Annotated in this window: 11 protein-coding genes; 6 read left to right on the forward strand and 5 right to left on the reverse strand. The window is 62.0% G+C overall.

All coding sequences use genetic code 11. The annotated features are described in order from the left end of the window. Window positions 1-3: 3 nt before the first annotated feature. Together HZC36_06335 and HZC36_06340 are read left to right on the forward strand one after the other, a co-directional pair. Window positions 4-876, forward strand: a complete 873-nt coding sequence (locus HZC36_06335) for an ABC transporter permease (GenBank protein MBI5706590.1) — start codon at window positions 4-6, stop codon at window positions 874-876. Between the two features lies 1 nt (window position 877). Continuing rightward, window positions 878-1627: an ABC transporter ATP-binding protein gene (locus HZC36_06340; protein ID MBI5706591.1), complete on the forward strand. Its 750-nt coding sequence runs from the start codon at window positions 878-880 to the stop codon at window positions 1625-1627. On the opposite strand, the gene HZC36_06345 is transcribed toward HZC36_06340, so the two are convergent. Together HZC36_06345 and HZC36_06350 are read right to left on the reverse strand one after the other, a co-directional pair. Continuing rightward, entirely contained in the window at window positions 1578-2498 is a 921-nt protein-coding gene (locus tag HZC36_06345; protein ID MBI5706592.1) for a glycosyltransferase family 2 protein, read from the reverse strand. The two genes, HZC36_06340 and HZC36_06345, sit on opposite strands and share 50 nt — an antisense overlap. A 158-nt stretch (window positions 2499-2656) precedes the next feature. Continuing rightward, window positions 2657-3436 carry a phytanoyl-CoA dioxygenase family protein gene (locus HZC36_06350; GenBank protein MBI5706593.1) on the reverse strand — a complete coding sequence of 260 codons (780 nt, stop codon included), beginning with the start codon at window positions 3434-3436 and terminating at the stop codon, window positions 2657-2659. 207 nt (window positions 3437-3643) lie between these two features. On the opposite strand from HZC36_06350, the gene HZC36_06355 reads away from it, so the two are divergent. Next, window positions 3644-4885, forward strand: coding sequence for a PEP-CTERM sorting domain-containing protein (locus HZC36_06355; GenBank protein MBI5706594.1), 1242 nt, complete (start codon window positions 3644-3646; stop codon window positions 4883-4885). Here the strand turns inward: HZC36_06355 and HZC36_06360 are convergent. The 3 genes from HZC36_06360 to HZC36_06370 form a co-directional block, all read right to left on the reverse strand. Beyond that, a complete protein-coding gene (locus HZC36_06360) occupies window positions 4882-5820 on the reverse strand; it encodes a hypothetical protein (GenBank protein MBI5706595.1) in 939 nt (312 codons plus the stop codon). The genes HZC36_06355 and HZC36_06360 overlap by 4 nt on opposite strands. Window positions 5821-6126: 306 nt before the next feature. Beyond that, entirely contained in the window at window positions 6127-7149 is a 1023-nt protein-coding gene (era, locus tag HZC36_06365) for a GTPase Era (GenBank protein MBI5706596.1), read from the reverse strand. A 15-nt stretch (window positions 7150-7164) separates the two neighbouring features. Continuing rightward, window positions 7165-10311: a hypothetical protein gene (locus HZC36_06370; protein MBI5706597.1), complete on the reverse strand. Its 3147-nt coding sequence runs from the start codon at window positions 10309-10311 to the stop codon at window positions 7165-7167. A gap of 340 nt (window positions 10312-10651) precedes the next feature. Between HZC36_06370 and HZC36_06375 the strand changes: the two genes are divergently transcribed. The 3 genes from HZC36_06375 to HZC36_06385 are packed head-to-tail and all read left to right on the forward strand — an operon-like array spanning window position 10652 to window position 12997. Continuing rightward, window positions 10652-12190 carry a flagellar hook-length control protein FliK gene (locus HZC36_06375; GenBank protein MBI5706598.1) on the forward strand — a complete coding sequence of 513 codons (1539 nt, stop codon included), beginning with the start codon at window positions 10652-10654 and terminating at the stop codon, window positions 12188-12190. Window positions 12191-12202: 12 nt separating this feature from the next. Beyond that, entirely contained in the window at window positions 12203-12628 is a 426-nt protein-coding gene (locus tag HZC36_06380; protein MBI5706599.1) for a hypothetical protein, read from the forward strand. Between the two features lie 3 nt (window positions 12629-12631). Beyond that, window positions 12632-12997, forward strand: coding sequence for a hypothetical protein (locus HZC36_06385; protein ID MBI5706600.1), 366 nt, complete (start codon window positions 12632-12634; stop codon window positions 12995-12997). The last annotated feature ends 146 nt before the right edge of the window (window positions 12998-13143 follow it).

Raw genomic sequence — 13143 nt, forward strand, 5'->3', positions numbered from 1 at the left:
TCGATGCTTGCGGAACTCAAGGAGCTATGGCGCTTTCGCGAGCTGCTGTACAGCATGGTCGAGCGCGAGCTCAAAATCCGCTATAAGAACAGCTTTCTCGGCTTCTTTTGGTCACTGCTAAATCCATTAATGACGGTCGCGGTCCTCACGTTCGTTTTTCGTAACTATGTGGGCTATGAGACCAAGAACCTTAGCGCGTATATCCTCGCCGCCTATCTGCCTTTCGTGTTCTTCCAGATGTCCGTTTTGGATTCGGCACAGTCTGTGCTTTCAAACGTGCAGTTAATCAAGAAAATATACTTTCCGCGCGAAATCCTGCCTTTGGCGCAGATCATTTCGAATTTCATCCACTTGACCTTGGCGTTATTGGTTTTCTTTGGGTACCTGCTCTTCGTCTACTGGCGCGATCCGACGATTTCTCCGTTCCAGGCCACTTCGTTCTATTTGCCCTTGGTGCTCCTCGTGAACCTTGCCCTTGCAGCGGGGGTAGGGCTTCTTGTCAGCGCGCTCAACACGTTCTATGAAGATGTCAAGTACATCGTTACCGTCATGCTCTGGATGCTGCTGTTCCTTTGCCCTGTGATGTACTTTAGTGAGACTGTCTATGCCAAATCGCTGGAGAACGGCCAAGTCGGCATAGGCTACTACCTCTATCACCTGAACCCCGTTGCGATGCTGTGCACCGCGTACCGCAAGATCCTGGTCGCGCCGCAGCCGGTGGAGATGAAGGACGCAAGCGGCCATGTGGCCACGCTGCCGGCCCTGCCGATGGACTGGGCGCTCTTTGGAATGACCGCGCTCACCTCCGTGGTGCTCCTCGTCGTGGGTTACGCCGTTTTCAACCGTCTGAAGTGGCGGTTTGTGGAGAGGCCCTAAGGTGGGACCTGCGGCCATCGAGATCCGGGACCTCCGCAAGGAGTTCTTACTGAGCCATTCGGGGGTGGGCTCGATCAAGACGATGCTCCTTTGGTGGCGTCGGAAGGAAATTGAGCATCTGGAAGTCCTGAAGGGCCTTTCGCTCGATGTCGCCAAAGGGGAGTCCGTGGCCATCATCGGCAGGAACGGCGCGGGCAAGAGCACCCTGCTTTCGCTCATCGCCAGGGTGTACAGGCCGACGTCGGGAACGGTCGCCGTCAACGGCAGGATTGCACCGCTTCTCGAGCTCGGCGCGGGGTTTCACCCCGACCTGACCGGCCTTGAAAACATCTTCTTCAACGGCGTCATTCTTGGCGTTTCACGGGCCGAAATGCGAAAGCGAGTGGAGCCGATCGTGGAGTTTTCGGAGCTTCGAAGGCACATTGATGCCCCCGTTCGGACCTATTCCAGCGGGATGCTCGCCAGGCTGGGGTTTGCGGTGGCGGTTCATGTGAGCGCCGACGTCCTGCTCGTGGATGAGGTGCTCGCCGTCGGTGACGTGGAATTCGAGCAGAAGTGCTACCGCAAGATTGACGAATTTCGCGCCTCGGGCGGGAGCATTTTGTTCGTTTCGCATCAGATGGATTCAGTGCGCCGGGTGGCCGATCGGTGCATCTGGCTCAAGTCCGGATTGATCCACGAACAGGGCGCTCCCGCTGAGATCACGGCCCGCTACGAGCGGGAGGCATCGGCCCCATCCGAGGGGCTTTGAGCACACGCCAGAAGAGCTTGGCTTGACGCCGGTACCGGGGAACCAGAAACATCGTAAGCAGCGCCGGCACCCCCCAAACCAGCATTCTCAGGAGCGCTCCCAGACGGTTCAGCAGCCAGCACACGGCAGACTGTAACGAGCCGCGATGGATGGCAAAATACAGCTCCTTTCCCCGGTTGTAGAGGGCGACGGAGCGCCACCTTCCGGTGGCGCCGCTCGACCCAAGCTCGTGGACGAAGGTGGCTTCAGGCACGTACAGGATCTTGCCGTGCCCCCGCAAGCGGCAGCAAAGCTCCGTGTCCTCGCAGTAAAGGAAGAAGCGCTCGTCAAACCGCTCCAAATCACGACGCATCATCAGACAAGCACCCATCACCTGCTCGACTTCTGCCGTGGCATCGTGCCGACGGCTGTTCCAATAGGGTGAGAAGAGGGAACTGTTTTGAAAGAGCTTCTCAAGAAGCGACTGCTCGCAGAAGACCGCCCACAAGGTGAGCCTGTTTGCCGACGAATGCTGGAGCGAGCCGTCCAGGTTCAGAAGCTTGCCTCCGGCCGCAACGACGCTTGGGTCGGAGAACGCTTCCGCGAGCCGCGCGATGGCCCCGGGGGAGGCGTAACAGTCGCTGTTCAACAGCAGGACCAGCTCTCCCGAAGCAAGCTCGATTCCTTGGTTGTTTGCCGCGCCAAAGCCTCGGTTGTCGGCGTTGCGAATCAGCTTCGCGCCTGGAAACTCAGATGCCACCATGTCGGCGGAACCATCTCGCGAGGCGTTGTCCACGACGATCGCGTCATGCTCGACCTCGATGGCGGAAAGGCATTGCCGCAGCTTGTCGCGCGTGTTGTAGCTGACCACCACGACGCTGACCTTAGGCATGCCGGACGCTCCTGTTCACTGCAGCCTGAGGCAATATGAACGGGACAATCGGGAACGAGACTCGGCGACACGGAGCGCAGACTTCCAGTCTGCACCCCGGATCGCGAGCATCCTTGCTCGCGATTCCCGGCGATCTGGAGGGCGAATTCAGAGCCAAACTAGTCTTTCCAGCCTGCCCGAACGCGCGTGGAGAGGTGGTTCCAGCCGCATAAGGGGAGGCGCTCGTCGCAGTGGTGGTTGCCGTCCTCGACCCGGTCGTCGCCGGCATGGACTTGGACGAGCACCGTCTTGCGAGCCTTTTGCGAGGTGTTCGGCATGGAGCCGTGGATGAGGAAGTAATGGAACCAGACCACGTCGCCAGGTTCTGCCTCCAGCGCGAGCGCCTCTTCGACCGTGTACTTCGAGATCACCTCATGCTGGTGCTGGCCGTGAGAGTCGGCGACTCTGCCCAACTTGTGAGTCCCAGGAACCACGCGAAAACACCCCATTTCGTCGGTGGCCTCGCTGACGTGGATGATGCCGGCCATCATCGTGTCTTTGAGGGTGGGGAAATAGGTCCAGTCCTGGTGCATGGGGAACGGCGCGCCCCTTTCCGGCGGCTTTTGAAAGAGCTTGGTGTGGTGGAGGACCACGTCCTCGCCCAGGATCGCCTTGGGGACTTCCAGGAATCTGGGGTCGAGGATGGCACGGAGCCACGCCGAGGAGAACTGCTGGACGTTGTGGGTGTGGTGGACGATCGTGTCCTTGCCCAGCCGCTCCATTTCGGGCCCGCTCCACCGGGCGTTGATGTCCTCGTTCGAGCAAAGGAGCTGGTCGACGATCCGGTCGAAGTCCCGTTCGAGCTCGGCAACGCGGGCAGGGTCGAAAACGGCCTTCGCAACATAATAGCCGTCGCGCTCGAATGCGGTCCTGACTTCCTGCGGGTTCACGGCGTGCATGGGGGAGAAGATACCTGTCCCTCGAAGCTCCGGCAACGCCTTTCCTGCCGGGCTACCCAGGAGCCGAGGTTTGTCTGGGCCATTGTTCGTGGAGCACCAGCGTCTCGTTGCAAGAAGTGCTTGGAATTCTTTACGATTCTGTGTACTATGGATATGGGCGTGCTCGTTTGATCGCGCCATTGATTTCCCAAAAAGGAGTGTGTAGTGATGCGGAAGCAATTGGGCCGATTGGCCTGGCTGACAGCCTGTGGGGCTGTCCTCTGTGGGCAAGCACTGGGTTTCGGTGTCTTCACTTTGACAGCGGGACGTAAGGACTATGCCAACCGATATGACGTTGCGGGGCAGCTCATGTATGCGGGCCAGAGCAACGCGAATACCTACGCCTTTGGCAAGTGGGCTGCGTTCAACGCCTTGCCGCCAAACGTGACGAATGCGATGGTCACGTCCGCCTTGAGCACGGCAACGAACACCTGGTCCCAATGGGCCAATGTGAGCTATGACAACTCGGGCCTCAATGCGGCCGGAACGGGCCTCCTCAGGTTGCGATACGACTCGACCAAAGCAACCGGGGCGCACGCTTACGCCTTCGTTGGCGGGACTGCGGGCGAAGTGGGCTATGCCGAGATCGTCTACGGCGTCCGGCCCCAGGCCGGTGTCAACTGGAATGCCACGAACTTCGCATGGACGATGATGCATGAGATGGGCCACACCCTGGGCCTCGTCGACCTCTATGAGAACCAGACGGAGGACTTTGCGGACCACCCGATCAACGAGAACGCAAACCCGAATCTCACTGCGTCCTCGACGCAAGACAACGTGATGCATCGGTACAACAACGGCAATAACTACGGGAACGACCCGACAACAGGGATCGACAACGACGAGATCTTCGGTGTTTCCTACTTGTGGGGCTCCAACACGAGCCAGATTTTCACGGGCGAATTGGCGGCGGCCTTCAACGGCAATGGAAGGCGAGGATCGGCGAACCACCATGGCCAACAGACGGCGGGATGGTGGACCTACCGAGGCACCTTCGGGAGCTACCTTCTCACCGAGAAGCCTTACGTCGACATCGACTTTCTGGGCTACACGGGAGACTTCACCGGGTCCATCTTGAGCGATGAGGCCGCAGCATGGGAGTATGTGGGGAATCAGGGCGGAGGCGTCGAGCGCTTTCGCGTGAACAAGGCCGGAATCAAGGGGAACTTCATCCTTAAGCTCAAGAGCCGCTATCTACAGGAGCGTCGTGTCGACGCCAAGGTGGTTACCGGTGGAAACGGAGTGAGCTTCACCCTTGCCCCGAATCTGAATGGCCTCACCTACGAACAGAACATCCTTGGCGGAAGGTCGTTTGCGAAGGTCTACGGGCCGGTTCCCGAGCCTTCAGCGATCGCAGTTCTTGGAATCGGCTGCTTGGCTTTCTTGCGGCGAAGGCGAAGGCTCGGCTAGGCCGTAGGGAACAGCTTGATAGCTTCCGGAGATCCGGGCTCCAGGCCCGCGCGGCGGAAGGCTTCCAGAGCCTGGGCCATGGCGTTTTCCGTTTCGGCTCGCATTGCTCTTGTGTAGGGGCGGCCTTCATCGTCGGTGGCCAGCGCGCCCAGCGCCGTTGCCAACGCTTCGGCTACTTGAAAACAGGCGTTCAGCGACGTTACCGGGTCTGGATTGGTGGGCACGTTGAAGCCGACGCCGATAGCCTCGTGCTGACGATCCGCCCGCGCACCGTCGAGGCCAAACGAAACGCCATCGTCCCAGGAGGCTACGGAAAGCAGAGGCAGGCTCCACCCGGGCGCGCGCCAAACGAACGCGCCGTTGGCGGCAAGGTCAAGGCCAAGCGCGGCGCAGGTGCGCCAGATCTGGCGCTCGGAGAGAGTGCTTGTGCCCGAGATCACACCCACCTCAAAGCCAATATCCAGAGCTTCCTGCCTTTGCTTCAGGTCGGCGACCTTGCGATCGACGTCCTGGGGCAAGGGCATCGGCATCGCTCTTCGATCGAGACTCTTGGCAAAGGGCTCGGCGGCATGGACGAGCCGCGCGCAAGCATTGGCGCTCAGGGTTCCCTTTGCGCTCAGGTAATCCCAGCAGAGCACCAGAGAGTCGAGCGTTGCCGCCTTCTCGGGCCTTGTCGGGGAGCGCCAACCAGAGTCGGAAGCGTCCATGACGAAGACTTCAGGGTAGCCGAGGCCCGAGCGCCAGGGCTCGTCGAGCACCGCCAGGGCAGGAGCCGCCTTCATGGACCGTGGACCGACGATTTCGATCTGGAACTGGACCATCGGCAGGGGGCCGGTCTTGGGGATCGGCAACCGGAGGGCGTCTGAGTTCAATGCGATGGCTGGGTCGCATTCGAGCGGGGCTCCGAAGAGGTCAACAAGTTCTGAAGAGTCCATGAAGCGGTCTTGAGGTCGATTCTATCCGGGATGGAGGGCAGAGGGAAAGGTCCGAGGTCCGAGGTGCAAGGTCCGGAATATGGGGTCCGGGGTCTGGTGTTTTGGTGAGAACCACCTCCCCCTTCGAGGGGGAAGCCGGTGCCTGCCCCGGTTCCATCGGGAAGCTTAGCGAGCCGGGAGAGGGGCCGGTGCGGCGGTTCAGAGTGAAGGAATGAAGAGATGAGGGGATGAGCAGCGGGAAACTACCTCGCTCTTCGCTCTTCGCGCTTGGCGATTCGCGAAGAGCGAAGTGCGAAAAGCGGCTATTCAGTCCACGTACTCGAGCTCTCGGAGCATCGAGAAGCTGCTGCGCCAGTCCTCTTTGACCGAGACGTGAAGCGCCAAAAAGACGTGTCGTCCTAGTAGCTCCTCGATTTCTTTCCGCGCTTCGGTGCCCAGCTTCTTGATCATCGAGCCCTGCTTTCCGAGCAGGATCGCGCGTTGGCCGGGACGCTCAACGAGGATGGTGGCGGCGATGTGCAGCGTGGTCCCCTCGCCCGGTTCACTGCGTTCACCGGTATCTCCCCAAGGGGGCGAGGTGGCTTTGCCAGCTTCTTGTCCCTCAGTCCCCTCGTCCCTTCGTCCCTTCTCTCCCCGATGGGGCGAGGCGGCAGGCGCGCTTCCGGGCTCTTCCCAACTGTCAATCCGTACCGCCGTCGCGTGGGGCACCTCTTGGCGCGTCGCGGCGAGAACCTTCTCCCGAATAATCTCCGAGACCAGGAACCGCGCGCTTTGATCGGTGAACTCGTCTTCTGGAAAGAGCGGCTCAGCTTCGGGAAGGTGCGTGAGGACCATCTCGACCAGCTTGTCGAGGTTCCTAAGGCGCACCGCGTCGGTGAACATGTACTCCTCTGTCCCGAACAGCTTGCAGTAGCCTTCCACTCGCTCCACCACCAGCTCGGCAGGGAGGAGGTCCATCTTGTTCAGGCACATCAGCCGTGCGGGACCTTTGTCTGGCGCGCCCAACAGCTTCGCCAACGCGATCTCTATGTCGTCGGGCTTCTTGGAGACGTCCACCACCACAACCACGAGATCGACGTCCGCCAGAGACCCCCTGGATTGCTCAACCATGGCCCGCTGAAGGCGGTTGTGGGGTTCGTGGAGCCCGGGGGTGTCGATAAAGCCAATCTGGTAACCCTCGCCCTGCGCGATGCCGATCACCCGGCGGCGCGTGGTCTGGGGTCTGGAACTTACGATGGACACCTTGTGGCCCACGAGCGCGTTGAGAAGCGTGCTCTTGCCCACGTTAGGCTTTCCCACCAAGGTCACAAGGCCAGATTTGAATGCCATGCTGCTCCCGATCGGCTACTCCCGCTTGCGGAACAGGACGTGCATGCCAAGGTCGCCGAACGCCTCGCTCTTTTCCGGTCCAGGCTCTTGGCCACCCTTTCCACGCCGAGTCCGGCGCCTGCGCCGGCTGACCCGGGCTTCGGCTTCTGGCTCGTCCTCTGCGCCGTCGTCGCCGTCCGAGTCCACGAATTTGGGCCTCAGCAGCCACTCATCGCTCGCGTCTTCCGGAACGCCACCCTCGATGAACTCATCGAGCTGGACGATCGGCACGTCGAGCGCCGAAAGGTCTTGTCGGACGGTGTTGTCCGTACGCGGGGGCAACTCGGAGATGGTCTCCAGACTGCTTACGTCGCAGTTGAGCAGCGCCTCGATTTCGTGCCGCGCCCCAACGAAGAACTGGTGTGTCGCGCCGTCAAGCGCGGTGAATCGAAGGCTGGAGGAATCAACCGCCGACCAAGAGTCTGCGAGAACGTCGTAGGCCGACCAGTTGTTGGGCAGCATGATCGTCCGCGAGCCCGCGTTTGCGGTGTGGACCGAGAGGAAAGGGGGCCTGGCGTGAACCACGTCGTCCTGATAGTTCCAGACGTGGGCCCCTGCCAGTTGGCCCAGGGCGCGGATGAGCGCGGGGGTCACCACCGGCTCGCCAAGAAAGACCGACTTCCAGTCCAGATAGGGGTCGGTCTCATCCCGGACCTCTTTGTAGACGAAGCTGGGAAGACCGGTGTGGGTGTATTCGCCGAGAACCGTTGAGCCTTCAGGAATTGCGAAGTAGCTGGGTTCCAGCTTGCCGCCACCGATGGACCCGACCCCGGCGAACGCCTCGCAGAGCGGGTGCTTTCGGTTCAGGATGGTGGTGCCCGTGCGGCTGTGGAAAGGCTGGGGCTTGATGGCGATGCCCATGACTTCGCGAGCGCGCTCAAGAGCCTCTCGGCCGGCATCGAACAGCCCGCCGCAATAGAGCCAGAAGAGCACCTTGCCGTCCCTTTGGAGGCGTGAGCGGATCGCTGACCGATGTTCGGGGCGCATGTCCCAGGCGTTGATGAAGATGTTGAGGCGAGTCTCCGGGAACGACTCGCGGTGGGCCAGATCGCTGAGCAGATAGAACCCCGCGCTGAGGCCGGAGCGAAGCACGGATTCGCGGACGTTCTGCACCAGCAACGCGAACGAGTTCTCATCCACGAGATAGGCAAGGGCGCGCTCGTCGATAAAGACGGCGACGTCCGGGTCTTTCAGGTTCGTGGACATGCGCCGAAGCAGCAGGTCCCGCGCTTTGGCGCCGCGCTGCCAGATTCCGGGCGTCTTCAGCCAGCCGTTGCCCCAAAGGTCCATCCAGGAGACGCCGCTGGCGTGCGCCAAAGCCGCGCCGATGCCGCGCCAGTGGACGCTCTCCAGGGCCTGGGGAGTCTTGATCTTGGGGTTGAAATCGTCGGGCTCAAAGGTCTCGGCGATCGAGGTCTTGTAGTCCTCTTCGGAGAGGTAGAGTTTGCCGTTGAGCGGGAAGCTGTCGATCGGGGAAGGAAACGGCGCGGTGCCCTTGGGCTCGCGGTTTCGGTAGCTAGGGGGGCCCGCGATGAAGTCGATTTCGGGGGTACGGAGCAGCTTGCCGAGCGAGAGATGCCCGCTGAACGGGTGCGACCATTCGAAGGTGTAGCCGTAGTTGGTGCCGACCACCAAGTACCCTTCGCTGGCTTCCTTGACGGTGTAGGCGAGGTCGCTGATGAGGTGCGCGGTGGCGTCGCTAAGGAAGAGGTGGTAGTCCACCCACCTGCGTTCCTTGCGGCTGACGCGCATGAACTTGCCGCCCTCTTCGCCGCTGCGTTTGAATTCGGGGATCGTCAAGTTGTCGAAGGTGACATTGCCGTCAAACCACGCTGCCCGCAGCGCGACAACGTCGTTCAGGTAGCGCATTCGAGCCCAGGATCGGAACGCCTGTACGGCGGCTCGGGAGTTGTCGTATCCGACGTCGCTGGGAAGGAACCACTCGCCTCGCTCGATTTGAACGCCGAACACGTGGTTTCTGCTTTCCAGCATTCTCAGCCGGGCGACGAAGTCCGCAAGGCAAGTCTTGGCTTCGCCCCAGTACGGCTCCGAGCACACGCTTGGGTCCATGATTCGGCCCGCGCCGTCGTGGAAGACCGCGTCCGGGTACTTCTTGTCCCAACCCCGCGGCGCGAGGAGCACCAGCCCCAGCAGAACTTGAGCTTCAGGATCCACTTCGACGGCCTTTGCCACCATATAGGCCGCGAAGCCAAGGCTCGAAGAGACGGATTGCTGGTCGATCTCGAATTCCAGCAAGATCGCATGAAGATGAATGCCCGCATCCGACGCAAGGCGAATCTCCTGGAGCACCGTTTCGGCGCGGCGCTCGTCCGGCGCGCTCCCAAAGAAGCTGATCGGCGGATACACGCGCCCTGCTCGAACGAACGCAGGCGTTCCGTTGAGCATCGCTACCTGCGGCGCATCTTCGGGTGTTGGGATGATCGGCTTGTGAACGACCGGGGGAAGCGGCGGGATGAGCTCGACGGCCGGCTCGGGTTCGGGTTCCCTGGCGGGCCTGGCGCGTCTGGACTTCCTTGAGGACTCCGTCTCGAGGGCGTCCGCTGCGGTGATGGGAGCTTCCTCTTCGTCTCGGCCGCGGCCACGGCGTCTCGATCGGCGGGGCGCCAGGTCGGGCTCGTCCGCGGAAGCCGCATCCTCAAGTTGGCTGGGCTTTGCAGGCTTCAGGGGCTTCGAGGGGGACCGGAATTCGGCGACCGGCATGTCAGACTCTTTCACCGAAGTCACAAACGGCTCCCAGGACTTGGCCGGGGCATCTTCGGTCGAATCCGCGTACTGCCGCGAGCCTCTGCCCCTATCTGGGCCTCGGCGCTTGCCTCGGTTTCCTTCCTCGGGGGCTGTTGCGGGTGCAGGGGCCACTTCCGTTCGCGCGTCGCCTCGGCTCCGGAAGGTGGCTTTCGGGCGATCCTCGGCCTCTGCCGGCGTTAGGACGTTGGCAGGCTTCGACTCCTTGGGGATGCGGCCGCGCCTGGGGGGCTTTTCGGCTTGGGGCGGCTCTGCTGCCGGGGAATCCTGCTTCTTTCGGAACCGGGCTTTGGGGGCTGTGGCTACGGTGGGTTCGACGATGGGTTCAACTTCTGCGGGTGGGCTTTTTCTTCTTGCCATTTTTTGCCGTTCTCGACTCGCCTCAGCGCTAGCTTTCGGGGCAGACGGCCGTCTCGGACACACTCGGCCTGGCCCACCGTCTCAGATAGCGCGGTGCGGGCGCGATAGATTATTAATTCGTGGGTCCTCGGCGCAGCGAACCTGGAGGCTTGCTCTCCTCAGGATCGCCTCGCGCGAAGAAACTTGGGTCAGAGTATGGCAGATTTGCCGTCACCCAAGAGCTTTTTGACTTGGGAACGCGATCTGGCGCGTCGCCCAGATGGGTTCAAAACCCCGCTAAAGGACCAGGCCCCCTCTGCCGACGATAGGAATAGCCCACCTAATTGGAGGCCAAACACCTATGAGCATGCTTGCAATCATCCAGCCTGCAAGCGCGCCGAACCCAGGTTCGGTGTGGCCAGGCATCATGGGGCAAGCGGACAAATCGGAGTTCCAGGTTAAGGACCACGCGCCACCTGGCCCCGAGCCGCCCCCGCCGAACCACTTGGCGAAGGGGGAAGAGGCATCGAGCGACAAGCTGAACGCAAGCTCGAAAAAGCCGGACTCTCTCCCTGAAGCCGAAACCGCTGCGAGACGAGTGGAGGGTCATACCGACCCCAACGGTCTCGTGGCGCCGCCCACACATGGGGAAGGCGAGAGCCAGGCGCAGGAGCCCGGTTCGGTTGCCTCCTCGCAAGCTGCGGCATTTGCCGCGGCACTCCTCCTTCCCAATCCCGCGGGTCTGTTCAGCGTCGAGCCGCAGATGGCCGTGCCGAGCAGTTCGGCGTCAGAAACGATTGCGGTTGCTGCAGATCCCCTCATCGGGGTCGCCTTGGCAGGTGCTGCACCGGCCGAAGCGCCAACAGAATTGTCCGCCACGCAATCTCAGGTGGAATTCGCGCCAGACCTCTCGGATCTTGGGCCCTCGGCCGAGGAGCACAACTCAACGCCTGAAGGTGTTGCGGTGCGGACTCCCGAGAACGCGCTCGGCCCTTCTCAAACCGCTGGACTTGATTCCGCTCCGTTGGATAAGGCCTCTGCTGAAGCCGGAGAAGGGAAGGCCAGCCTTGCCGACGACGCAGTGCTTCAAAAGCTGAGGCCCGTTCACGTTAGCTCTGATTCCCTTGGCCCGAGCCAGAGTCGCGCAAACGCCGCCGAGAACACCGCCGAGTCTGGGGAGTCCCTGGCGGCTTCCCCCGCAGTGGACCCCTCGGCGAGCGCGGAATCGGCCGGCCAAGGGCTCGGAGAAGAAAGCTCGAACGGCGCTGGCTCCGAAGGCTCATCGGCTGGTTGGGCCGACGCAAGCCCCTCGGAAGCCAAGCCTGAGGACCTGGCCCAAGCCAAGCTCGGCGCTCCCGACAAGGGCGCCGCGCTAGCCCCTGAAGCTGCAGTCATCGCGCCGGCAGGCCCCCAGGCCACCGATGCGACGCCGCGGACCGATGAGGCCGCGCTAAGGCCTGCCGAGGCCAGCCGGGCCCTGCACCAAGTCGCGGATCGCATCGAGATGCTCGCGGCGATCAGGCCGAAAGACGGCGTCACGGTGCGTCTCGACCCGGAACACCTTGGGACCATCACGATCAAGGTGCTTGGTTCGGCCAAGGAAGTGACGGCGGAGCTGACTGCGTCGAACGACTCCGTTCGGGCTGCTCTGCGTGAGCATTCCGGCGAACTCACCCAAGCCTTGAGCGCGCGAGGCGTACAGCTTCAGAGCGTTCAAGTTGGTTCCGAAACCGCAGCAGCGCTCGGCGGACGCCATCAGGGGGCGTCACAGGGCTTCGATCAAGCGCAGACCGCGCGATTCCACCACGGCTTTCGAAGGGAAGCCACGGCCGACGGGTTCACCCTGGAGCAGGCGCGCGGGTATGCGCGGCGGGCGACGGGTGTGGACGTGTGGGTGTGAGGGGAAAAACACATGAACCCAATTACCAGCATCAACAACAAGGCGCTCTCGGCCTCGTCGGGCAAAGGGAGCGCAGAGATGGACATGCAGACGTTTATTCAGCTGCTGACAGTCCAGCTCGCGAACCAGAACCCGATGGAGCCGATGAACGACCGCGACTTCTTCGCACAAATGGCCCAGCTTGGAACGGTTCAAGGCATGGGCAAGCTTCAGAGCGCCATGCAGGTCCAGCAGGCCTCCAGCCTCTTGGGCAAGACGGTCACCGCCGTCAGGCCCATGACTGAGGGCACGACGGGCACCAATGACCTGGTGACCGGTTTGGCTGTCGGTCTCAACGTGAAGAGCGGCGAGAACTGGCTGGTCCTCCAGGAAGCCAATGGCGGCCAAGTCGAGGTTCGCCTCGATGCCATCCAGCAGGTGGCGCTGAACCAGGGATAAGCCATGGAAAACCGTATCCAAAACTCACGCATCGCCGAGCTGATCCAGAACCGGCCCGTCGGGCTGCCCGGACAGGCGGCGATCCAGCCGAACGAGTTCCAGTCGGTCCTTCAGGACCGCCTGAAGATCAGCGGCCATGCCCAGACGCGGCTGCAAAGCCGGAACATCGAGCTCGACAAGGCTCAATGGGACCGCGTGATGCAGGGCGTCGAAAAGGCGGCCACCAAGGGGGCGAAGGAGTCGCTTGTCATGGTGGACGACGTGGCGCTCATCGTGAGCGTGAAGAACCGAACGCTGATCACGGCGGTCGAGCAAGGCGCGCTCAAGGAGAACGTGTTCACCAACATCGACAGCGCGGTGATTGTCTAAGATGAGCGCTTTCACGTGGTCGGGAAACGGTGTGCGGTGCACGCTGGGTGTCTCGCGGTGTTCCGCGAGTGACTCAGCGCCCACGCTGAACGACTCACGGTGTTCCGCGAACGACTCAGCGCCCCCGCTGAACGACTCACGGTGTT

It is taken from the genome of Armatimonadota bacterium, assembly GCA_016223145.1.
Lineage (GTDB): Bacteria > Armatimonadota > Fimbriimonadia > Fimbriimonadales > Fimbriimonadaceae > Nitrosymbiomonas.